The sequence below is a fragment of the Stenotrophomonas sp. GSD10 genome, from assembly GCF_056172695.1.
In genome coordinates this window covers 1,225,473-1,248,823 of record NZ_JAOCMC010000002.1, presented here as the reverse complement: position 1 = coordinate 1,248,823, position 23,351 = coordinate 1,225,473, and the positions used below count along the sequence as shown (strand labels likewise).

Annotated in this window: 20 protein-coding genes; all 20 read right to left on the bottom strand. The window is 64.1% G+C overall.

Annotated elements, in window-relative coordinates:
* Positions 1 to 836: 836 nt before the first annotated feature.
* The 20 genes from N4G47_RS06000 to N4G47_RS05905 all read right to left on the bottom strand — a co-directional run bounded on the left by N4G47_RS06000 (position 837) and on the right by N4G47_RS05905 (position 23,051).
* Positions 837 to 1,679, bottom strand: a complete 843-nt coding sequence (locus N4G47_RS06000) for a hypothetical protein (RefSeq protein ID WP_475285837.1) — start codon at positions 1,677 to 1,679, stop codon at positions 837 to 839.
* On the bottom strand, positions 1,663 to 2,760 hold the full coding sequence (locus tag N4G47_RS05995; RefSeq protein WP_475285835.1) for a hypothetical protein: 1,098 nt from the start codon (positions 2,758 to 2,760) through the stop codon (positions 1,663 to 1,665). The genes N4G47_RS06000 and N4G47_RS05995 overlap by 17 nt, the downstream gene beginning before the upstream one ends.
* Positions 2,694 to 5,417 carry a hypothetical protein gene (locus N4G47_RS05990; RefSeq protein WP_475285833.1) on the bottom strand — a complete coding sequence of 908 codons (2,724 nt, stop codon included), beginning with the start codon at positions 5,415 to 5,417 and terminating at the stop codon, positions 2,694 to 2,696. The genes N4G47_RS05995 and N4G47_RS05990 overlap by 67 nt, the downstream gene beginning before the upstream one ends.
* A 3-nt stretch (positions 5,418 to 5,420) precedes the next feature.
* Positions 5,421 to 5,837: a hypothetical protein gene (locus tag N4G47_RS05985; RefSeq protein ID WP_043402241.1), complete on the bottom strand. Its 417-nt coding sequence runs from the start codon at positions 5,835 to 5,837 to the stop codon at positions 5,421 to 5,423.
* Positions 5,837 to 9,586: a Laminin subunit alpha-2 gene (locus tag N4G47_RS05980; protein ID WP_475285831.1), complete on the bottom strand. Its 3,750-nt coding sequence runs from the start codon at positions 9,584 to 9,586 to the stop codon at positions 5,837 to 5,839. Before N4G47_RS05980 ends, N4G47_RS05985 begins: the two co-directional genes overlap by 1 nt.
* A complete protein-coding gene (locus tag N4G47_RS05975) occupies positions 9,579 to 10,229 on the bottom strand; it encodes a hypothetical protein (protein WP_475285829.1) in 651 nt (216 codons plus the stop codon). Before N4G47_RS05975 ends, N4G47_RS05980 begins: the two co-directional genes overlap by 8 nt.
* A 70-nt stretch (positions 10,230 to 10,299) precedes the next feature.
* Positions 10,300 to 11,100 carry a phage tail tube protein gene (locus N4G47_RS05970; RefSeq protein WP_475285827.1) on the bottom strand — a complete coding sequence of 267 codons (801 nt, stop codon included), beginning with the start codon at positions 11,098 to 11,100 and terminating at the stop codon, positions 10,300 to 10,302.
* Between the two features lie 13 nt (positions 11,101 to 11,113).
* A complete protein-coding gene (locus N4G47_RS05965) occupies positions 11,114 to 11,596 on the bottom strand; it encodes a hypothetical protein (protein WP_475285825.1) in 483 nt (160 codons plus the stop codon).
* Complete coding sequence (locus N4G47_RS05960) at positions 11,589 to 11,924, bottom strand: head-tail joining protein (protein WP_475285823.1); 336 nt, start codon at positions 11,922 to 11,924, stop codon at positions 11,589 to 11,591. Before N4G47_RS05960 ends, N4G47_RS05965 begins: the two co-directional genes overlap by 8 nt.
* Complete coding sequence (locus N4G47_RS05955) at positions 11,921 to 12,412, bottom strand: lysis system spanin subunit (protein ID WP_475285821.1); 492 nt, start codon at positions 12,410 to 12,412, stop codon at positions 11,921 to 11,923. Before N4G47_RS05955 ends, N4G47_RS05960 begins: the two co-directional genes overlap by 4 nt.
* A complete protein-coding gene (locus N4G47_RS05950; protein WP_475285819.1) occupies positions 12,409 to 12,750 on the bottom strand; it encodes a hypothetical protein in 342 nt (113 codons plus the stop codon). Before N4G47_RS05950 ends, N4G47_RS05955 begins: the two co-directional genes overlap by 4 nt.
* 31 nt (positions 12,751 to 12,781) lie before the next feature.
* Positions 12,782 to 13,180: a structural protein P5 gene (locus N4G47_RS05945; protein WP_475285818.1), complete on the bottom strand. Its 399-nt coding sequence runs from the start codon at positions 13,178 to 13,180 to the stop codon at positions 12,782 to 12,784.
* Positions 13,181 to 13,260: 80 nt separating this feature from the next.
* On the bottom strand, positions 13,261 to 13,626 hold the full coding sequence (locus N4G47_RS05940; RefSeq protein ID WP_049442274.1) for a DUF2190 family protein: 366 nt from the start codon (positions 13,624 to 13,626) through the stop codon (positions 13,261 to 13,263).
* A 22-nt stretch (positions 13,627 to 13,648) separates the two neighbouring features.
* Positions 13,649 to 15,631, bottom strand: a complete 1,983-nt coding sequence (locus N4G47_RS05935) for a prohead protease/major capsid protein fusion protein (RefSeq protein WP_475285815.1) — start codon at positions 15,629 to 15,631, stop codon at positions 13,649 to 13,651.
* Entirely contained in the window at positions 15,628 to 17,118 is a 1,491-nt protein-coding gene (locus N4G47_RS05930) for a phage portal protein (protein WP_475285814.1), read from the bottom strand. Before N4G47_RS05930 ends, N4G47_RS05935 begins: the two co-directional genes overlap by 4 nt.
* A 1-nt stretch (position 17,119) precedes the next feature.
* A complete protein-coding gene (locus tag N4G47_RS05925) occupies positions 17,120 to 17,335 on the bottom strand; it encodes a phage head-tail joining protein (RefSeq protein ID WP_475285812.1) in 216 nt (71 codons plus the stop codon).
* 79 nt (positions 17,336 to 17,414) lie between these two features.
* A complete protein-coding gene (locus N4G47_RS05920) occupies positions 17,415 to 17,732 on the bottom strand; it encodes a helix-turn-helix domain-containing protein (RefSeq protein WP_199157845.1) in 318 nt (105 codons plus the stop codon).
* The gene (locus N4G47_RS05915) at positions 17,729 to 19,654 is read right to left on the bottom strand and encodes a phage terminase large subunit family protein (RefSeq protein ID WP_475285810.1); all 1,926 of its coding nucleotides are present in this window, start codon (positions 19,652 to 19,654) and stop codon (positions 17,729 to 17,731) included. The genes N4G47_RS05920 and N4G47_RS05915 overlap by 4 nt, the downstream gene beginning before the upstream one ends.
* A gap of 67 nt (positions 19,655 to 19,721) precedes the next feature.
* Positions 19,722 to 20,294, bottom strand: a complete 573-nt coding sequence (locus N4G47_RS05910) for a hypothetical protein (protein WP_475285808.1) — start codon at positions 20,292 to 20,294, stop codon at positions 19,722 to 19,724.
* Between the two features lie 342 nt (positions 20,295 to 20,636).
* Positions 20,637 to 23,051 carry a DUF5906 domain-containing protein gene (locus tag N4G47_RS05905; protein ID WP_475285806.1) on the bottom strand — a complete coding sequence of 805 codons (2,415 nt, stop codon included), beginning with the start codon at positions 23,049 to 23,051 and terminating at the stop codon, positions 20,637 to 20,639.
* Positions 23,052 to 23,351 lie beyond the last annotated feature (300 nt).

Here is a 23,351-nt window from a genome sequence, read left to right as displayed (position 1 = left end):
TGTCCTTGCCATCGAACGTGTCGGGATGCAAGCGCACGACCCTGCCGCTGCCAGCGCACCTCAGACGCGCGGCCAATAGCTGAGAGAGTTGGGCGCCAGGCAAGGGTCAGCCCACGACGGGCGACCGGCAATTCTCCCCAGCCCGTTCTCCTATCGCTGGCGATCCACCCCATGCTTTGGCACCAGGTGAAGCCGATGCCCCCATGAACCCGAGGCGCCAATCCCCAATGCAACGAATCGGAAGCTCCAATCGAGAGGGCAGCGTTCCACGTGTCTGCTGCTGCGACCGCAAGCAACTGCGCTTCAGCCCACTGCGCCGACGTCACCCGCCGCACCGTCACACTACCTGCCCAAGCGAGGCTGACTTGCCCCCTCACTCCCCTTATGACGGGCTCCGGCGCATTGTCGTCCCAGTTGACGCCAAGATTCAGCGCAACGAATGAACCAACACCGCCAAATCGCGGCCCCAGGTTGAGTTGAACAAAACCTCCCAGGGGCGACATCAGCCGTCCATCGCCGCAGGTAGAACCCAGTCCTGGGCCGCAGCGTTGTAGTTGCCCTGGTCATCAAAGCCGACCACAAGAAAGTAGACGTTCACGGGCAGGCCCTCGATACGCCAGGTTCCGTCCGCTTTACTGATGGCGGACCCGGCGATACGCAGGGTTCCTCGCTCAAGCGCGACAACGCGCCCCCGAGCCGGTGAGTTCATCACTCGGAATCGGCCATCAGGGGAATCGGGCTCGCTACTTTCAGGCAACGATCCGGCCAAGTAACCGAACCCATTCAAATGTATAGGGTTACGTCTGATGACCTCAACACGCTTCGCGGCGACCATATCAATGCCACTCTCGGCCAAGATCGAAAAGCACCTCGCCAACGTCAGCGGCGCTACTTGCGGTAGTCGGACATGCACTGAACCGCTTGCTCACCATGGCCTGCCCTGGGATCAGGCTTGCGTCACCGTAGGCCAAATCCGCGCAAGGGGCGATCACGCCTGGATACTCGCCACGGAAGCGACGGGCACCTTCCATGACAAATCCCGGGAAGCCGAAGACACCGCCGTTCGCAGGGGCAGGCCATTCTCTCCCGGTGCTGCTACCCATCGCCCCCCAAACGAAGTAGGAGAAACCGCGATAGAGAGGTGCGAATGAGACGAGTGGCGCCGCGCCCAGCGATCCATCGGATTTCCGCCCAACGTACATGGCTGCCGAGGTAGAAGTTGGCACGGCGTCGGTGAGGTCCGAGCTGAACGTGACAAAGTTCCGGTTCAACCCGAAGCCCGATGAGTAGGTTGATTGCCCGGAGCTCGACACTGCGAAGCAGTGCTGATCATCCGGCACGTAGCTGACAATGTCGCCAGCAAAATGCGGGGAGAACTGATTTGCTACGCCAGTGTGGTTGATGAATAAGTAGAAGCATCGCTCGGTGCCAACAGCAAACCACGCCCGGGCCGTACTGTTGGCCGCAGCCGATTTCGGCCACAGCAAACCATTCGCCCACTGCGCAACTGTGGGTAGCGGCCCCGTACCAGTGTCCAAGGAATCCATAACTTCGAAACCACGCATCAACGCGTACTGAGCATTGCTGTCATCCACACGCAGCCTATAGCCAGAGCCGGTCACCACGTTGTTTCGATAGACGCGCTTGCTGACCCCCTGGAACTCACGAACCCAGCCCAATGACGCCTTTGCTTGCGCCCCCGAGCCGTAGCCGTTTACCAATATCGCGTCCAACAGCGCAATGAGCGAATCGGCCTGTCCAGTGAGAGCTGGAGCGCCAGGATCTGTACTCTGGTAAACCGTTGGCTTGAGGCTCATGCGCCCTCCCCTGCAATGTTGCCGATGACCTGGAAGCGAGTTGAATCGGACGCGCCTTCCGGCGTGCCCGGCAGCGTTGTCCGCATGAGCCAGACCGGAGCCAACCCACCGATCGTGTTGAATCGCACTGCGTTGTTGGTTGACCAGCCCGTTCCCCACCCTCCTTCTTCATCACAAAGTACGGCTGCCCAGTGCGAGGGTTGATGGGCGCGAGATCCGTGGTCGTGTTTCCGACAGAGATAGTGCCGACCGTCTCGCCGATCACCTCAAACTGCGTTGCACTGGTAAACCGCACCGCCCAACGCTCAGTGATCGCGTCCTTGTTCGTCACGGCGAGCGGATAGTCCGTGTCGTTGTAGGTACCGGGCGCAACACTGCCGCTCGGGGAATCGGCCCACACGTTGGTCCATGCAGCCTGGTCGAACAGACTTACCACACGGGCCTGCAGGTCCAACGACCCATTGGCCTCGCCCAAGCGCAGTGCGGTGCTGATCATCGACTCCCCCACGGGATAGTCGTGTGTCAGGGAGGTATTGATCTCGATTTCCCCGGTGATCTGAGGCTGAACCACCAAACGCCGGTCCTCGACGCGCTCGCTGATCGTCAGTGGCAGCGTGTACGCGGCCAGGTTCAGCGGGTCACTGAAGCGCAGATTGCCAACGTCCAGATCCGCCGTGAACCATGCGGCGTCGACGGGCCGCCCCGCAGCGTCACGCACTTCGATGCCTGCAATCCTGCCGCGACCAAAAGTGACCAACTGTCCTGCTTGCGGCGACGGCACCACGTGCTTGGCTGTGTGGTGGATCAGCACGGTCTGCCCCGGCTTGAACGCTGGCGCACGGCCGTCGCTGGGCAGACGCACCGACGACAAGCCGATCACCACCTCCGACAGCGGAATCGATCGATACACGACCGCGCCCATGTAGATCGTGCCCGGCAGCACGAGCGTCGGCCTCCAGACTTGGTCCCCTCTACCTGATCGGGATCAAACCACGGCTTGCCCTCATTCCCGGCCACGGGCACCAGCTGGCCGAACTGAACCTTCACAACACCACTCTCCCAGTCGACCTTGCCACGGATCTCTGCGGCCGACAGCACGCCGTTGATATCAGCAGCCACCGTGAGGAGTTCGCCATCAGTCCTGGTCGCGCGCAGCGTGAACATGCCAGGCCGCAGCGGTGATCCTGGTGCACGAAAGAAGCTCACCGCCACGCCTGGATCGGAGATCCGCGTCAAGAGCGATTGGATCTGGACGGTGTTCTCGCCGCCCGCCACCCACTGCACCAGGTTCACCACACCTGCCGCGTAGTCGATCGTCCCTGCATAGATGCCCGAGCCGGTGGTGGGATCGATGGAGTGATACAGCCCGCCGCTACGGTCAACGTAGGTGCGCCCCCGGAATGCAAAGCGGACGCTGCCCGGAACGATGCTGTCGCTGATGGTCGGGGTGAGCTGCAGTTGGACCGCCGGCAGCGGCATGACCTCCTGCGCGGACTGAGCCGCTTCCCCAGCGAGCATCCAGCCGGCCGACACGATACTGCCGGCGGAGAATTGTGCGAGCACGTCCAGGCGCTCGTAGCCCACCACCTTCAGCCGCCCTGACCGGATCTCATACACCGGATAGGAAACCTGCCGGACCATGAACTTTCCCGCCTGCAGCGAGACCGCGCCCGTACTGTAGTTCACGGCGCCCAGCACAGTGCTGAAGCCCGTGTCCCCAACCGAAACGCCCACCAGGTTGCCTGCGCCATCATCCTTGGCGATGACCCGCATCGCCTGAGGGGCCGACGACAGATCATCGCGATCGCGCCGCACGCTCACAAGCCAGTCGAGAAGCACTGTGCCCTGCCTCACCGGTCCCTGCGGCAGGGTGAACGAGACGATCCCGGCCGCGTCCGGAACAGGCTGCGGCGCTGCGTGTAGCGGCTGCCCCCAGTCGTAGGCGATCGAGAGCTGACTATCCGCATCAGGCAGACTCAGCGGCCGGAGCGAGATCTCACCGGTCGAGTAGCTGATCTGTCCACGAACCTGCCCGCCAATCAGCAAGCCGCCGTTCCCGTTATCTGTGACCGCCACATTGGAGCCGCCGACACGCAGCGTCAGTTGCACCGTCCCCGGTACCGCCGAGCCCTCGCCCAGCACAAAGCGGAGCGCCGGCGGCAGGATGGCAGTATCACCAACCCGGGCCTCCGCGATGATGGGAGTGCCCCAGTTGGAGATGATGCTGCTCTTCAGATCCGGCAGCGCGCCAGCGGTCACCACGACGGAGCCGGTCTGGTAGTTGATCGTCCCGGTGCCTTGGCCCGGCTTGCCTATCAGACGGCCGCGGCCGTTGTCGGTCAACCTGATCCAGCGCCCGAGGGCGCGGTAGTCGACCACCACCGTTCCCGGGGCCGGCAACGGGGTCAGCTGGAACAGCCAAACCATGCCCTGGTTGTTCTGCGTCACCTCGATCTCGTCGGTGAAGCCCTGCATGGGGATAGAGCCCGCCGGGGACGCGGTGATGCTGATACTGGTACTGCCTACGCCACTCGCATGCGTCAACGCTACGACCCCACCCTGATAGTCGACCGTACCGCTCCAGGGCGTGGCCACGGCGGAAGCGAGCCCGCCAGTACCGTCGTCGGTGAGTTCGACACTGCCTGCGACAACCCTTACTGCGCCTACCACCAACCCAGTACCGAGGTATCGGCTGACCGGCACGCCAGCAGCAAAGCTCGCACTGAAGTTCTGGCCGAGGCTGCCGGCAGGGCCGGACGGGACCTGGCTGATGGTGCCCATGCCGGCCAGAACGTCACTGACCGGGGTTTCAGCCGTGGAGGTAGGCACGATGGACACGTACGGGGTATCGACTTGCACAGCCAGATCGCCAGGCTTCCCGGCGGCGGTGAGGCGTTTGACGCTGTGATAGCTCGTGGCCTCCACCACATTGGTCTCGTAGATCCTGGTCGCGGGCTTGGTGGCCGAGTACCGCACCACCTCCTGGCCGTAGAAATCGCGCAGCAACGCGTTCACCAGCTCGATCACCAAGACATCCCGTTCAAATGCCCCTTGGTCATCGGTAAAAGTCCGTGTCGTACGGGACAGCACGCCTTTGACCCGCACGTACTGTTCTGCCGGATCGTGCCCGGAGCTGGCGAGGGTCAGCAGCGAGAAGTTGTCATTGATGTCGGGGCTCGGCGCGTCCTTCATCGCGTAGACCTGGATAGTCATCTGGCCGCTGAAGTGGTTCCCCAGTAGGACAAAGCGGGACTCTGTGCCTCGCGTGATGTAGCTCTCGACGCGGTTCTTGGCGTCGAGGCGCACGTCACTGTAAGAACCAGTGGCAAACATCGTGACGGTCACGCGCGGGTCTGCCGGAGGATCGATCAGCACCGCGATCGCGTCCTTCAGCACGTCAGGCGCCGGTGTATCCACATGCACAAACATCTTGCGGAGGGTGGTTCGGCCAGTGGTCCGCTCCTCATCACCGATATCCGGAAAGAGGTTGTTCATCGCCCCATCAATGATTTCGGTCTGAACCATGCGGCCACCGCCGTCAGGGTTATCTGTCAAGCGCTGCGACTGTCGCAGCTTGATATCGGTAGCAAGAATCGTCATGGATTACACCGTCATGAGGCGAAGGGTGATGGAGAAAAGGTCCGCATCAAGCGCGGGGACAGCAAAGCGGGTGGGATCGACTTCGATGGCCGGCCCATCCGTGCGGCGCCACCGGACCTGGAATGACCGCTCGCCGCTGTTGTGGGCCGGCATGACCAGATCCAGCGGCGCCAGGCGAGCCTCGCTCTCACTGGCCTGCAGCGCCCGTAGAACAGGAAGACTGACGACGCCGACGTAGGCAGTACCGTCCCGGGTTGTCTGAAGCGTGATCGGCCGCCCGGCCTGTCGCGCAGACTCCTGGACGATCAAGGCACCCGTCAGGCTTGTACGCGCCTGCTGCCCAACCTTCCAGGCCGTGAACTCATCGGTCCACTGAAGGTCAGCCGGCAGTTCGATTCCAGCAAGAACGATGCGGGTCATCAGCTACGCCCCCGAACAGAAACGGCCCTGCTTTGCTGAACCTGCCGCAGGACCAACGGAGCGACGAGGCCCGCGAGGCGCTGCGCTTGCTGCACTTCGGCTGCGGTGGCGCCGGCAACCACTTCCTTCGAAGGCAGCTTCCAGTCAATGACAATGACCTGCTCGTTGGTGCCGTTGCTGCCGATGCGAGCGGCGTCCGCCTTCGCCTGCGCCTCTGCCTCTGCCTCAGCCTGCTTGCGGCGCTCGGCGAGCGCGGCGGCGGCCTCCTGGTCTCGCTGCTGCCGCTGCCGCATGACTTGGGCCTCCAGCTGCGCCACCTCTGCGATTTCGCCCTTGCCCACGTAGTCGAACTGCCCGGCCAGTCGCTCCTTCGCTGCTTTGGAAAGCTCGTCCTCCGCCTCGGCGGTCGCCTGAAGCTCTGCCTTGTACTCGGCCAGCTGCTTGCGCTGGTCGGTAACCCGGTTCAGCGCATTGGCAAACTGCACAAGCGGGTTGGGGCCGCTGAGCTTGCGCATTGCCTGCAATGCAGATTCGGAGACCTCGCCAATGCTGAACGCCATTCCTTGCGCAGCGGCCCCGGCCTGCCCCATCTGCTTGCCCATTCGTTCGGAGCTACTCCCCACCCGGTCAACCTGGTCCGCCGCACCACCCGCGCTCTGGCGCACCTCGTCCAGCCGCTCCCGGCTGCGGCTGGCACCATCCTGCAGCTGGCGCATTGCCACGTCACTCACATCGCCCAGCCGCTGCATACTGCGTTCGGTGTCGTAGATCGATTCCTGCACTGCGAGCTGGCTATCGACGTTGTCCCGGCGCCACTGATCACTGTCTGCGGCTGCGGCTCGAGTTGCATCGGCATATGCCCGGAAGGCTCGACGCACGTCCTCGACGGATGCCTTGCCCCTAGCCGCGCCATCACGGATCGCGTCGAAGGCACTCTTGGCGGCGTCGCGTGTTGCATTGAGCGATGCTTGGGACTGGATGCCAAGCCTGGCAAATTCGTCCGCCAGCGGATCGATGGCGACCTGAATCTCGCGGATGCGGGCGTTCAGCGCTGCGGCTGACCGCGCGGCCGCATCGAAGCCGACCTTACCCTGCCGCCCTGCCGATTCCAGCAGCGCGCCCAGCGTGCGCGCTTCGTCCAGCGTCGCGACCTTGCCAAGTGCTGCCTTGAATGCCGTCTCGATCTGGACACCGGTGGCGATTGCGCTCTCAGTCACCGCACCGAACGCGGCGATCGCATCCTTGCCACCAGCACTGAAGCCGACGCCCATGCGCGATGCGGAAACACCAAGCCGCTCCATTGCTGCAACAAGCGTGGTCTGCAGCACGGCGGCGGCATTGGTGGCGCCCTGCGGCATAGCCTCGAAGGCCGACTGGGCCGAAGCCTGGAAGCGGAGCAGCTCGTCACCGGACAGCTTCTTTAGCGTCTCCAGCAGCCCATCGCGCACGTTGCGCTCTGCGGCGGCGCCCTGGGAAGCGATATAGCCCAACGCCGCGCCGACCGCCTCCAAGCTTGCCGTGTCGGCGAAGTTGAGGCCCTCGAACACCTTCCCGATCGATTCCCTCGCGAGCTTTGCGTTCCCGTCGATCCCCGCCAACTGCTGCACCACCAGCTGGGCAGCCGGGCCGATTCCATTCGTGAGCGCGTCCGCAGCGGTCTGGACGCCACCCCGGAGCGACGCAAAGCCCGTCGACACCTCCAGCAACTTCTGTGTGACCTGGCCCAGCTGCTGCAGCTGCTCCGCCGTCGCGACGCCAGCCTTCTGCTGCATCAGCAGGAAGCCTTCCTGCGCCGTGAGGTACTGCTCCAAGCCGGACAGACGCTTCTCGTACGCCTGCCGCTCGGCCTCGCCCAGCTTGGCGACCTCGTCGGCTGACTTGATGACCACGTCACGGTACGCCACGAAGGACAATGCCTGCTCACGCAGCTGCAGCGCCGAATCCCGTACCTGGCTGATGTAGGCCCGCTGCGCTTCACCGGCACGCTTCAGCGCCGGATCGTGCTGCTTCCAGATGTCCTGCGCCACGGTCTTGAGGACATCCAGACCGCCCATCGCCGCTTCCAATCCCAGCACGGCCACCGTGATGGGGACTGCCTTCGGCAACCCGCGCAGCAACGCGCCGAACCGACCGATACCCCGGCTGCCGCTTGCGACCGCTGCATTGTTGGCAATCTGCGCGTTCGTGGTCGCGATCAGTGCTGCGCGCCATGCGTTCAGCTGGAGCAGGGCCCCCACGATCTTGAACTGCGCATATGCGGCGGCCATCAGGCCGATCACGCGGGCATGGTCCACAACCCATTGCGTCGTGCCCTTCACCGCTTCGGCCATGGTGATGATGGCCTGGGCGGTCTGCTTGGCCCAGCGCGATAGGCTGCCATCGGCAGCCAGCCGATCCAGCGTGGTCAGCAGGGTGGTGAGCTGTTCCTTGAAATAGGTCAGCACGCCTTGGTCAGCGACTTCCTGTTTCCAGTCCTTGAAGCGATCGGTGGCCGTCTTCCACAGGCCGGCGATGGTGCCAACCTTCGCGGCGGCGGCCGCGCCGCCATAGGATTCCGCCAACAGATCGAGGATGATGGCCTGCGCCTTTGCCACCTGGCCGGTGGCTTCCAGGCTCTTGATCAGCGACTTCTGGCTGTCATCCAGCGTGAAGCCCTGCTTGCTGAGGCTCTCCATCGCCTTCGACGGCGTCTGCAGAGCCTTGCCTACGACCTCGGCCGACTGTTCCAGCGACATGCCCAACCGCTGGGCCTGGTCGATCGTGATCTGCATCGCCGCCGGGAACTGCTCACCCACGATGTTGGTATAGGACAGCAGGCGCACCTGGGCCGCGCTGATCTGCCCATCATCGAAGAGTCCGCTCTGAAGCTGTTTGCGCATTGTGGCCAGGCTCTGCGCGGTGAACTCACCACTGCGCCCGGTCGCCTGCAGAGCGGCCTCCAGTTGCGCCAGTTCCTGTTCAGCGTCACTGCCCTCCTTCACGATGGCCTTGATGCCATCGACCACTCGGTTCAGGCCGACAAACGCGAGCGCGCCAGCCGCCACGGCCTTCAGCTTGCCGAACCAACTGACAGTGCTCTCGGTGGCCGACGCCAGGTCGGCACTGCCGGCGGTCGCGGCGTCGGCACGCTCGCGATACTCCGCCAGCGACTTGGCCGCAGCCCTGCTGGTGTTGGCCTGTTTCCGGAGGGCCGTCTCTGCCTCATCGATCTGCTGCTTGCGACGTCGGCCCGCCTCGGCCTCTGCCGCTGCAGCCCTGGCTTGTTCGGTGAGAGCCGACGCACTCCGGGCGACCTCGATGCGCAGGCGCTGCTGGTGGTCAGCCAGGTTCGCGGTATTGACGCCGAGCGAAGAAAGCTCGTCGTCGGCCTTGCTGACGGCGTCCCATTGCTCGTTGAGCGCTTTCTTCAGCCGCTCGCCTTCCTTACGCAGATCCCGCTGGGTTGCCAGCACCTCGCGGGAGGGCTTGTCCATCTCCGCGATGCTGAGGCTGAGCGCCAGTGCGGCCTTCTGGTTGTCGTCAAACTGCTGCTCCAACTGCGCGAGCTCGGTCAGCATGCCGTCAAAGGCATCCGCTTTCGCTGCCGCGTCGTTCAGCCCAGTGAGCGAGTCGAGCAGCTTCGTCGCCTTGCCAGCGGTCTCGACCGACACATCCCCCAGATCGCCAAACGCCGCGCGCAGTTCGTCCACACCTTCGCGGCCCTGCGTTTCGATGACGACCCGAATTGCTTCTTCCAGCCGATCAGCCATTGGAACTTCCGTTGACGCGCCACTGGCGGCGCAGTTCTGTCAGGTAGGTGGTGTGGAAGCGCTCGATCAGCCGGCGACGGGCCTCCAGGGCGCGGCCGTTGCCATCAGCACCCGAGAGCATCTCGAACGGGCTGGGCCCTCGGAGGATGCGAACCGGGCCTCGACCGTGGCGTTTCTGCTGTGCCCGATCCCAGCCGCGCACACGGATGGCCCTGCGACCCTTGATCGTCGCGATGAAGGCGCCGTCGTAGGTCTTCGACTCGCCCACGCCAATGCCGGCCGTGGCACCTCGGGATTTGCGACCGGCCCAGCGACCACCGAACTCGATCAGCGAGATCTGCCGCGTGCTGGCCCAAATCGAAAGGAAGTCGTCCCTGCCGCGCTTGCCGGTGCTGTAGCCGCGCTCGCCCGTCTCCACGCGATACTTCCCCCGCAGAGCAGAAGCGCGGATGTTGTAGGAGCCACGTACCTCTTGCGCAGTAGCCGGCCCCGCCCGGCGCTGCAGACCAATAAACGCCCGCTGCACCGACAGGTCGTATCGATTCAGCACCTCGCCAGCCAGGTCGGTCAGACCATGGAAGCCCTTTGCCCGCCGGCCGCTGACGTAGTACTTGAGCAGGTTGTTGTTGCGATTGGACGCCACAATGCCCTTCCTGTTTCAAACCGGGAGGGCGCCCTCGCGGCGCCCTCCCTCGTCGGGGTCACCGGCAGGCTCAGCCCGCCGACTGCGCGGCGATCTTGAAGGTGTAGAGATCGGCCTCGCCGGCCTGGAAGATCACCGGGCCGGTCAAAGTCACCTGGATCGGTTCGTCGCTGAACCAGTCAACGTCGCCATCCACGGTCAGGTCGACATTGGGGATCGACAGCAGGCCCTCGTCGCCACTGATGCGGTCCTGCATGTCGCCCAGGATCTGGAAGGACTTGCTGGGCGTGGTGCCGCCGCTGATGGCAGTTTCCAGATAGGCGTCGTACTTGTAGTTGGCCACCACGAGGTTGCCTGCCTGCAACGCGCCGCCGGGCTTCGGGATCAGCAGGCCATGCACCGGATCGAGGGTGTAGTCGGTGCCTACCACCAGGTCGTCGGCACCCTTCTTGAAGACCGGCTCGGTATCGGCCAGCAGGAAGTTGTGCGGCAGCTTGACCGGCGTATCCACGCTACCCACGGTCACGGTCACGTCGGTGGCGGTACCGGCGGCGACCTGGGTGGCCACCAGGGTGCCGTACAGCATGCGGGCCAGGATGGCGGTCGGCACTTCCAGCGCGGTGATGGACACGCTGGTGACACCGGGGTTGGAATCCTTGTGGATGATCTGCTGATAGCGCGCGTCGCGGCGCTTGCTCTTGATCTCCACCGAGTCGCCGGCTTCATAGCTGAACGTCAGCGAAGATTGTTCCAGCGGCTGGTTGCCGAACTTGTCGGCCGGCTCGGGGATGACGGGAATGCGGGCGCCGTTCGCGCCGTGCTCCCAGAAACGCAGGTCACCTGCGAATTTGCGGACTTTGGGCTGTGCCATGGTTATGGTTCCTTTACGGGTTGGACACGGGCTCAAAGGTCTCGGTCAGACCAGCCCGCGCGGTGATCTGAGCGACTACGGCGGTATGCCCGGCATCGTCCTCCAGGGTCGCCAGCTGAGTTTCGAGCAGCTCGAAGCTGGTCACCCCGAGCGGCAGCGACTTCTCTTTGAACGTCAGGGCGCGGATCAGGTCGTGGCGCGCGCGGTGAACGAGCTGCCTGGGATTCGCTTCAGCGCTGCCACGCGGAACTTCGAACTCGATGGTGATGGCCGCATCGGAGCTGGACTGAGCCACACCCCCGCCACTGCGCGAAAGCTGGCGGACCGAGATGATTGTTGCCGGCTCGGTGCTGTCCTCGCTGATCTCGGCTTCATCGATGATCACGGCGCCAGCGCCGATGTCGGTGCGGAAGCCACTGCTGCGCGAGATCAGGCGGACGCGAGCAGCCAGGAACTCCACCAGCTGCCACGACAGCGGCTCTGCCAGGTCAGCCACGGGTCACCAGCCAGCGGCTCTGCGAGCCGTCATCGCTGATCTTCTTGCTGTTGACGAAGACCTCAGTACCGAACGCGCTCGAAACCACCTCGAAGCGATCGCCCTGGTCAGGCGCTACATCCGATCGCAGGTATGCGATCTCCACACGCCCTGCCCTGAATTGGCGCAGTTCACCGATGGTCTCAACGTCGCGCTCCACGTAGGCACGCACACTCTCGGTGGCCTGACCATCCTTGGCCGTGTAACGGCCTCGCGACGCCATGCCAGCCAGCGCAAACGCGGCGTGCACCGTGCCGTCCAGATCGCGGAGGAAGTCGACCTCGCTCACCGGGACCCTCCCGAACACAGCAGCGCATACGCCTGAAGCGCCCTCACCTGGGCGTCGCACTGGGCGGCAGCGCCAACAGCTCGGCCCGCACTTTCGATTCGGTCGTTGGCTCGACCATCAGGCTGGCTGCTGGCTGCGGCGGCTGCGGACAGCTCGGCGGTGGCGATGGATGCCTGCCAACGCTGGTGCAAGCGCTGGTTGCCAGCGCGCAGATCAGCGATGAGGCGATCAGACGAGGTCTGTGCATCGGCCTTCTCCTTTTCGTATTGGGTTGCCAGCGCATTTGCAGCGGCGGCCGTGTCACGCTCCGTCTTGAGGGTTTTGGCTGCGGCATCGGCTTCGGCCCGAGCCGCATCACGCTCGCCCTCCATGGCGTCGCGGCTTGACGCGGCCTTGTCGGCCGCGCGGTGAGCGATGGACACCGAGCCGCGCTGCCAGACAATGACGCCCAACAGCAGAAGAATGGCGATGACGAGGGCGCGGATCATGCGGACACCACCGGGTCTTCGGGTGGGATAACTGCACCAAGGCTGCGCAGGGTCGATTCGAGCTGGCGCACACGCGTGCGCAGAGCGCTCGCCTCCTCCTGCGCCCTGAGCCGCAGCAGCATTTCAGCCTGTAGCCGCTCATCCTGGGCAGTGACCCTCTGGTCGAGGAAGGAGACACGGTCGGACAGGCCCTTGATGAGATCCACATTGGCATCAGTCTCGGTACGCTCCTTCTTGCGCGAGAGGAATGCCGTCCAGGTCTCGCGCAGAAGCCACAACGCCACAACGCTGCCCGCAGCCCACCAGGGCCCAGTGGCGGTCACGTCCCCGCCGACCATCAGCTCAGCGCCTCCGCAACGCCGGCAGCTATCACGTCGGCCCCCAGTACATATCGCCGTTCTCGTGTTTAGCGATGGCGGTTGCGAGACGACCCAGCGTGACCGGATTGTCCAGGCGGATGATCTCGGAAGGCGCGACCCCAACCGCCGTCGCAACCTGCTGCACGTAGGCGCCGGTGTCGTTCTCTATCGGCGGCGCCCAGCGCCCGATGATCTCCTTCACCGTGCGCAGGCCGTGCTTGCGCTGATAGGTGAGAAGGGTCTTCGCCAAAGCGCGGAAGCCGGCCTGGGGCGTCAGGAACACGCAAAAGCGTCGCTCGCGGGAGATGGCGGCATCGGAACGATCCTCACCCTGCCACGGCGTGCTGGTGCGGTCGATGTTGCCAGGATTGTTGTTGCGTACGCCGCGCGGCGTGCTGGTGGTGCCCATGCGATTCCCCGTTGTCGCTGTGAAAGAACCGGCACCGCTCACGCCACCCGGGCTTCTGTGAGCGGTGCCGGCCATTTTGATTACGCCTTGGTGGCGTTGCCGGGCGAAAGACGGACTTCGGCGGTCGTCTGGCCGGTGGAGCCGGCGGCCCAGGCGAACGCTGCGCCGGTGATGTCGCCGGCCACGGCAGTCGCGGAACTACCATCGACTGCCTTGGCGCTTGCGCTCCACACCAGCTTTTCACCCTGCTCGAAGACCGCCGTCGGCACCTTCGGCAGCGTGAACACGCCGCCCAGGGCTACGCTGCCCGTCGCGCCGGCAGCGATGTTGACCAGGGCGACCCCCAGCTGATGACCGACGACAACCGCCTGACCCGATGCAACCTGCTGTTCGGTGGTGTTGGTCCAGGGGATCACGTCCCCATCGGATACGAAGTTCTGTGCCATGTCTCAGTGCTCCAGTTGGGGATCAGCCGCAGCGCTGCACGCCGCGATAGTCGAGGGCGGCAATGCCGAAATCGAGGCGGGCCTTCCAGCGCACACCGTCGACGGTGAAGCCTTCCTCGTAGTCGAGGAAGGGTTCGGTGATCCCATCAAGGAATGCGACCTCGATGGCCGGACAGTCGTTCGGATCGGCGAACAGGTACCACTTGTCGTCCTTGATGCGCGCGGTGTCGACGATGTCGCGGAAGAGACCCTGCACCGCGTTCGGGCGCTGCAGCTTTCCTTCAGCGTCCGGGTCGTACTCGGCCTTGTTGGTGACACGCGCGGCACTGCCGTACTTGGTCGGACCGAGCCAGAGTGCCGGCGACAGATCCAGTACATCATTCCCGCCCACGTCCTTCTGCTGGGCCAGCTGGACGCGCATCGCGTCGACCGAGGTGACGCTCGGCACTGCTGCCGCCAGGATGTTGCCGTGGTCGGCGTGGAACAGCGTCTTGTTGGAATCCAGCTTCGGATTGCTGGCGAGGAACGCATACGCGTCGGCCTCAATGGTCCGCTTTGCGGCACGACCGAAGGCGGTCGCCAAGCCGAGGAACGCACCCAGGTCGTCGTTGATGATCGCCTGACGCGTCAGGTTGATGGTGTTGCCCTTGGTGCCAGCGGTGATGGTTGCCTTCTCGCCGTCCGGGATCTTCTTGTTCTTGAACTCGCCAGACTCGGTCAGCTTGTCCAGGTTGCCAATGCTGCCCACGCGGTAGCGCGAATGCTCGCGGAAATCACTGACGGTGCCGGTGACACACCAGCGGGACCAAGTGTCCGGCGCAACGGCGTAGGCCGCCTGCAGCGCCTTGTGCATCGTGCTTTCGAGCAGCACCGGGAAGTCACTGCCGCTCTGCGTGAACGCGCGGCCGACCAGCTCCAGCTTCGCCATGCCATCGGTGCGTACGCCGCAGCGCTCCAGGCTACGACGGGCCAGGTCCATCAGGGTCAGGCCGCGCACTGGATTGTCACCGGTGAGCGCGAAGATCCGCTTGGTTGCGGGATCGATTACCTGGGCTCGGTGCAGCAGCGCATGCGTCACAGCGGAGCGCTGCAGATCCTGCTCGTCCTCGGTGACGCTAATGCGGTTGATGTTGCCGCCAGCAGCGGCGTCGCGCTGCTCCAGCGTGGTCAAGATCAGGCCACGCACGTGATCGACCGAGTGACCAGCGCGAATCCAGCCAGCTGCATGCTCGGTCTGGCCGTGGCGGGTTGCCAGTTCCACGATTTCGGCTGCGCGCGTGTCACCCTCCGGAACCTGAGCTGCGGCCGGCGCTGCCGGAGCCGGGGTGTTGTTGATGGGTTCCTGCTGGACCGCCGATTCGGCGGCGCGGGCGGCGGGCTGAGGCATGGTGTGCTCCTGCGACGATGCGCTACGGGTGAATACACAGGGGGTCCCCTGTGCGGGTTGATTGCTGCGAGTACCTGCTGCCGGGTCGGCCGGCACAGTGACGAAGCTGATCTCGCTCGGCGTCCACTCCACCGCGCGGTAGATCGGCAAATCGCCGGGGTTGACGGCGCGCTCGATCTCATAGCGCTGCACGGTGTAACCAACCGAGATATTGCGAATGATCCCGGCACCGATATCGGCGATTACGCCGGCCAGCTCCTCGCGACCGGAGAGACGGATAAGGGCGTGGCCTTCACCATTGGAGAGCCAGGCGCGATCAACCACTCCCATCTGTGAGCCGATACCCCAGGTGTTATGGCTGTCCAGGACCGGAGCAGCGCCAGAGGACAGACGCTCCATGTTGCAGGCAGCCTCATCAACGACCAGCTCCTCCCAGTAGTACGTGTCATTCCACCAGTCGTAGCGGCGCACCCTGGTACCGGCGGTCCACTGGAGTTCGATCGTGCGTGCCTCGCTATCGAAGCTGGTCGGCTGCAGCTCGGCCTCACGCAACTGCGGGGGCATGAGGCGTGTCGTACCGTCCTGCTTCGGAGCCTGGATTGGCTGGGGCATGGTCATTCCTCGTTGGTTGTTGAGGCGTCGACCAGGCCGGTCCGGGCGCCACTGGATTGAAGGAAAGTCATCAGACCGAGGGCGCCGGTCTCTTTCATCCGCTTGAAGTCCTTGCCCATCTCGACGTAGACCGCATCCGGGTCGTAGCCACGCCGACGCAGCGCTTCACTGGGTGAGTTGAGACCGGCGCCCATCGCTGCGATTTCCGATTCAATGTCCTGCTTGGGGTTGACGTAGTCCCAGCGCGGCGTGCTCCAGTCGGCAGTGCTTCCCGTGGAACGCACCCCACCGCCAAGCGCAGCCGCTTCGTCAAACCAGCGCCAGATCGGCTTACACATCTGCGGGACCAGCACCAGCCACTGCATCTGCTCGCAATCACGACGGAACTCCATCTGCCGGATGCGGGCACTGGAGAAGTTCACCTCACGCATATCACCGGTGGCCGACTCGTACGGGACACCGATGCCAGCAGTAATGATGTGCGCGTTAAACTTGCAATATTCGACGTAGCCCCCTGCCGGCTTTGGCTCGACAGTCTGGAAGGCTGTGGCACCGGTGATGTGGGTGACGCCACCGCTGGGCAGTGGCCCAAGGTCGGTGACCTGGTCGCGATCTGAGCCGAGCTGCGAAGGGCCGTCATCGTCCGCGTTGGACATCGAGTCGATGTCGCCACTGACGATCACACCAAGCCGCGCTTCCAGGTTCTTCCGCGCCAGCTCGGCGTCTTCGTACAGCATCAGGTCCCGCACTCGCGCGATCACCGGGGCGAAGCGCGTAATGCCGCGTCCCTGCCCGGGGCGGACGGGGTTGTAGAGGTGGATGATGTCGGATGCCGGCACCAACGAACTGCTCAAGCGTACAGAGCCACGCACAGCCTCACCGGGATGCGCTCCGAACAACCAGTAGCCGCGAATCCGACCGATCGCGTCGTACTCAATTCCGTTGATGATTTGACCACCGCCCGACGCAGACCCGTTCTTGTTCCCGTCCAGCCAGTCGATCTCCAGTACCTGAAGCTGCAGCGGGACTGCGAGACCGTCCGACTGACGCCTGGTGCGGCGGCGAATCATGACCTCACCGTCCTGCTCCATCGCGCGATACGCGGTAGCCATGAGGCCGTAGATGTCCGACTTTCCATCAGCATCCGCCACATCAGCCCAGCGGCCCCACAGGATGTCCAGCGCGGAAGCGTTTGGGCCTTCGGCCTTGGGAGTAATGCCGGTCCCGATCGTTGCGCTCACCAGCACCTGGAGGGACCGCGCGCAGTACGGAACGTTCTGCACCAGCGCCCGAGCGCGGTTGCGCAGCTCGCGGGCGTCTGCCAGGTGATCGGTGTTCGCGCTGGCCCCCGCTCTACGAACGCGCCAACCGTCAGTGCGCGAAGCGCCCTCGTAGGCACGTACCGCATCCAGCGTTGCCCTGGCGCGTTGACGCTTCAGGGCTGCCTGCGGAGAAATGGCGCCGATGACCCTGTCCAGCAGCGAGGCCGCCATGTCAGAAGCCCCTCAGCGTCGTGAAGCGGTAGCGGCGTGTGGCCGACTTCCGTCGGCCAGCCGTCGTGGCGGCAACCTCAGCTTCCATGCGGTCCAATGCCGTCAACATGGCGTCGACGGACTGATACGTGATCTGACGATCACCATGCCGAACGGACAACTGACCGCTGGCGATGGCGGCCTTCAGCCTCTGCACATCGTCTTTGGTCCAGCTCATCAGTGAGGCATCCGCGAGATCATGGATGCAAGTTTCCTGATCAAGTGCGGGTGAGTCTCGGGGAACTCACCCGCACCCCCTACTCATTGGCGCAAGGCTCATCAAGCAAGCGGTACAGCGTCCGTCTGTCAATCCTGAACCTCCTGCACAGCGACCGTACAGACTCCTGTTCCTGCATCCCTTTTCGGATCTCATCCACAGGGTAGGCACTGATTTGCATGCTGGCGGGGATGTACAGATCCTGTGCTGGGTACTCTTCGACAAGGTAGGCCACCACGGCCTCCACAACGCTGCGTATATCGTCGCTATCACATCGCAGGCGCAGCGCGGCGCCGACCGCGAGCTCCTCCGTCAGCTCACTGATTCGTACCTTGTTTCGGACTGTGTTCCTGCTCACCACTGCCTCCCCGTGCCGCGAGGCTGCGCGGGACGTTGCCGGCGAGGCACACCCGATGTTTCACGGGAATCAGTGGACGTGTCGGCCTCCGACGCAGCACCTTGCGTTTCGCGTGAAACGTTCACGCTTGGCGGCGCAGCCAGCCTTTGTTCCAAAAGGTCCCAATCGGAACGCGTGAAGCGGTTGATGCGGACCTCTGGGTGATGGGTCGCCGCGTAGGCATACACCCATGTGTCCAACGGCTCGTTTCGGGTCACCTTCTTCTCAAAGCGATTCTTGACAGGGTTGTAGACCTCCGACACCAGGCCTGGGAAGAACTCATCCGGCAGCTGGTCACTGAGGTGGACCATGCGATTCTCGGGCTTACGCTCGGCGTCAGCCGAAAGACGGCTGTAGAGGTAGTGCTTGGCTGCAACGGTACCCACGTGGTTGATGGTGATGCCGCGCTTGTCAGTCTTGCCCTTCCAGGTGACGTCAGCCAGCTTGCCCTTGGACAGCACGGGAGCGTTGTTGGGTACAGCACCAAAGATGCACATTGGTCGGGTGATGCGCCGCTGACGGACGTAGTTCTTGACGGCCTCGGTGCGGTGGCCACCAGCGTCGATGGCCACTGCCATCGGCCGGAGCAGCGCGCCATCTTCGCGCTCGATTGCGCGGTTGAGCAAATCGGTCAGGGCTACCCACACCGCTTCCTCGGCCGGATCGCCCTGCAGCTCCACATAGTCTAGCGTCCATGCGGTCATACCCCGTCCCCAGCCGACGACATGAACAGCAAGACGGTTGTCCTGCGTATCCACACCTACGGTGATAGCCAGCACACCTTGCGGAGCCGAGCGAAGCGCATAGGGCTCGGCACGATCTTTGATGACGTTGTGCTTCACTGCCCGCATTGACGGGTCTTCCCACGTCTCGGCCAGGCGATCATTGACGAAGGTCTTTAGGGAAGCGGGATCGCCCTGCGCCTCCAGCCATTCCTTCACCAGGTCCAACCAGCGCGGCCCCAGGCCGAACTGGTAGTAGAGGCAGTTGATGGTGTAGCCGCGAATGGGCGAGTCAGGGTTGGCCGCGACCCAGCGCCCGTTGGCGATCATCTCGGTCTTGAAGTGTTCCTCGATGGCGACACCGCACTCGCAACAGGCGTACCACGCGTGGCTCTTATCGGGCGACCACACCAGGCCACTCCACTGCAGCGCTTGGTAATGGCCGCAGTGGGGGCACGGCACGTGATAGCGGCGCTGGTCGCTCTTGTCGTACAGCTTCGCGATCCGGCTGAGTCCGGCGATGCCAGGCGTGCTGATGTACTGGCGCTTGTAGGTGGTCGGGAAGGACGACGTGCGGCCGTCCAGCATCTTCACCGGATCGTCGCCGGTGGAGAGCTGCTGCGGCGCCTCATCGATCTCATCCACCTGCAGGTACTTCACCGTCGAGGACTTCAGGCGCTGCGGGCTACCCATGTGCTCCACGAACAGCTGGCCGCCAGCGAAGTCCTTGAACGTGCGCTGGTTCGCGCTGTCGCGGCTAGCGGTGCTGGTCAGCGCCTTCTTGACTGCTGCGCAGACCTCGATCATCGGGTTCAACTTCTGGGCGATCCACTTGTTCATGGACACCTCACCCGGCAGCGCATACATCATCGGGCCCGGCGCATAGTCCATCCAGTAGGCCATGGAATTGGTCGCCAGCTGGCTCTTGCCGAACTGGATCGGGAACATGCAGACCTGGTCATGCACCGGGCTACGGGCGGACATGTTGTCCATCGGCTCACGCAGTGGCGGGTTGCGGTCCGTCACCCAGCGCCCGGGCTTGCTGCCGCTTTTGGTGGACAGGCGCATGTGTTCGTCGCACCACTGCGAAACGCTCATGGGCCGCCGCGGCTGCAGCGAGCGCGCCAGCACCGACGCCAGGCAGCTCTGTGCCTCCATCATTCCGCAGCCTCCGCTGCCTTGGCCGCCAACGTGCGGAAGCCCTGACTGAGTTCTTCCAAGGCGTGGCTCACCTCATCCCAGACCAGCCGCCGGCAACCGGCCTCATCCAGCGTTGCAGCGAGCTGCGGCGCCAGCGTGTCGGCCAGGCGCTCCATCGCCCCCGGAACGTCGTTGCATGCTCAGCGAGGAATGCCTCCACGTCCGCACGCGGCAGCAGCAGCCCTAGCTCCTTCTGCAGCGCGATGTGGGCCATGTGCGCGTCGGTCTCTGCCTTGTCGGCCAGCGCCTTGGCCTTGCGCGCGGAGTCTGGGGTCTGGGGCCGACCTATCCGTGAAGGCTTGGCATCGTCGTCGTCGCCATCCTCTTCGTTGTCATCGACGTCGGCGTCTACAGCATCGACCCCCTCCCCGCTCCCCACCAGCGCGCTACCGCGCTCATCTGCGTGGCGCTGGGCGACACCGGCATAAACCGGGTCTGCGGTGCGAGCGTAGAGCTCCAGGGAGGCGGCCTTCAGGAATCCCTTGCCGCCCTCACCGACCACCACCCGGCCCTTCTTCCTCAGTTCTACCACGTAGGACGGCTTGCAGCCGATCAGCGAGGCCAGCTCTTTGCCAGTGATCGTCACGTCTTCCTCAGCCATTGATTCCCCCTACTCCATTTCCTTCGAAGATCGTTAAAGCGGAAAAACGCGCGCGCGTGAGCATGTGCGGGCTGTGCGGTGGCGTGTGCGGGATGCGATAGTCGCTGAATCGACGTGGCACAAGGCGTGTGCGGTGTGTGCGGGATGTGCGGTCACCCACATACGCACGCGAGACGCATTGCGGCTTTGAAGCGCGATACCCGTTCGCGCCCGCGCCCGCCCATGTAGGCCGATGCCCGCACGTCCCGCACATGCCTACTGCCGCAAGCGATTCACGGTAATTCAGTGCCCGCACATCTGCCCGCACATCCCGCACTCCCCGCACGTCAATGGGCATAGTGATCACGCACGCCCCTTGTAGTCGGAGTACATGCGGCGGAAGGACACGACCTGGTCGCCCAGCCATGCTGCCTCTGTCTTCCCGTCAGGCACCGTGCAATCGCCGAGCATCAGGAAGCCATGTGGCCCGTTCACGGTCTGCTCGATCTGGTAGCGCTTCCGGGCCCGGTCGGGGTGGATGATCTGGCGCTTGCGCACCAGTGCGTTGATGAACTTTGGTGACGGTGCCGGGCGCGGCAAGCCCTCACGCGCGCACCAGGCCTTGTAGACCTCGTACCACTCTTTCGAGAGCGCCGGCATGGGCTTCAGCCCGGGAATGTCATCGCCGTAGAGCTCGTCCAGGAAGCGCTGCGGGCTGTCTTGGCTCAAGCCGATCAGCTCTTCCTTCGCATGGGTCATCGGCGGATGGGTGCCGTTGGTGAACCCGGTCAGGTCAACCTGCAGCAGGTAGTGGTGCAACGCTGCCGTTGCGCCGTTGCGGATATCGGCCAGCACCTCGGTGTAGAACTCCAGGCTCAGCTTCTCCGGCGTCCAGATCACCGCGTGGCGCCGGTCGTCCTCTTCCAGAACGACCGGCATCGCTTCATTCGAGAGGAACACCAGGTTCGCGTGATTGTCTTCCTCGTAGGCCTGGATGTTCTTCGGGTTGATGCGGATGCGGTCGCCCGTGATCAGCGCCTTGAGCTTGTTCTTGAGGTGGTACACCTCGGTGCGCGCAACCACTTCATCGGCCAGCAGGAACAGCTTACGGCTTGCCCAGTCATTGAATTTGTCTTCCAGCGCCGCCTGGTCAAGCACGCGACCGTAGTCACCGTAGAGCTTCATGTACTCATCGAAGAACATGTTCTTGCCGGTGCCCTGCGGGCCATGAATGACGATGGTCGATTTCATCTTGGCGCCAGGATGCTGCAGCGGGTACGCAAGCCACTTGACCACCCAGTCGTATAGCGCCTTCTGGTTGGCCTCGTTTCCGCACATGTGCCAGAGCAGCTGCAACAGCCGGTCGCAGTTGCCCTCCTGCGGTACGGTTGGCCACCCGGCGAAGAGATTGCATGTCACCCCAGGTTTTTCGCACGACGGGTCAAAGTCCACTTCCCGCACACGCACGATGGACCGATCCGAGTGCTCCATCCACGCCCGATGCAGTTCCTTGCGCACGCAGGCATCGCGCATGTCGCCCAAGGCAACCAGCATGTGTTCTTTGTGGTCGAACACCGTGCCGCCCTGCCCATAGACCAGCGCGAAGCGCTCGAGCAGCTCAGCTAGCGAATGGATGGGGGCCAAGCGATCATTCCCCTCGCCCCCGTCGTTGGTGATGGAAGGCGCGCGTTTTTCTGCAGGCACCCGCCATGAAAGCTCCGTGAGACGGGCTTCGACCTGCGCCCGCACGACATGCAGGCCCTCTTTTGCGTGCAGATCGTTGAAGTCGCTGACCTTACGGCCGTTGACGATGAAGCGCTCACGCCTGGCCGGCTCATCGGCGAAGACCGGGTGCAGCACCGCTCCGCCCACGTCCAGCGCAGCGGCCTCTGCACCGAGCAGGCCGGCATTCGACGCGCCATGCGGCTGCGCGCACGATGGGCAGAACTGCGGATGGTCGACCAGCACCAGGCGGCTCTTGCAGTGCCGGCACTTCTGCAGCACGTCGTCGTCGGCGCACAGCAGCATCTTGATGCTGCGATAGCGCTTCGCCAGGGCCGATGCGACGGCCAGCATATTGCCAGCGTCGAAAGCCACGGCTACCGGGTAGCCCGTCGCCATGTGCAGCGTTGCCGCAGTGGCATAGCCCTCGGCCACCAGCAAGATCCACTGCGGGCTTCCGCCGATCAGGTGGAAGTGGCCCTTCTTGACCATGCCTGCCGGCCAGTACTCCTTGGCCGGCTTGCGCCCTGCGGCCGCCAGCTTGGCGCTGCGCAGTACCTGCAGGCCGTGCACTTGGCCGTTGACGTCCAGCAGCGGGACAAGTGCGGCACCCGTGGTGCCATAGCGCAGGCCGAAGCCCTGCACGCCCTTGCTGACCAGGTAGTCAGCATCGCCGACTGCATTCGCCTTGGCCCAGGCCGACGATGCCCGCGCGGCCGCACGCTTCGCTTGGGTCTGCCGGGCGGACTCCGCCTTGCGACGATCCTCGGCCAGGCGGTTGCGCAGCGCTTCGCGCTGTTCATCGGAGAAGGTCTTGTCGCGCTTACGCAGATCAACCTTGGTCGCGCCGTTTTCGTTGCCGTGCCAGACACCGTAGGTGCCGACGACCAGCACTTCGCCGGCCGAGGTGTTCAGTTCGTGGAGCGCGTACCAGCCCCGACGCTCGCGTGAACCTTCGACGCGGCACCGGACCATGCGCCCGGTGGTGTCCAGTTCGGTGACCAGCAGGCCGGCAGACTGCAGCTGCTGCAGCACATCCCCATAGTTCTCAGACATTCAGTAGTTTCCCGAGCCGCTATCTACCCAGGAAATGCGCGTCCGATTACCCGCGTCCGTCAGGTCCAGGGAGGACCCATCACTGGTATCGCGAATGGCTCGCAATGCCAGCGCGGATTCAGTAGCGCCGGCAGCACGCGGCCTTTCACAAGGCACCCGGGGGATGGGGCCGAATCAGTGCTTGCTTGGTACATCTGGATTCCCCAAAGGCAGGCAGTGCTGCCGGTTGTCTTGCTGCTCTTGTCGCTGGCGGATGCGCTCGCGCTCCGCCAATGCTTCTTCACCTACCAACCCGGGCAC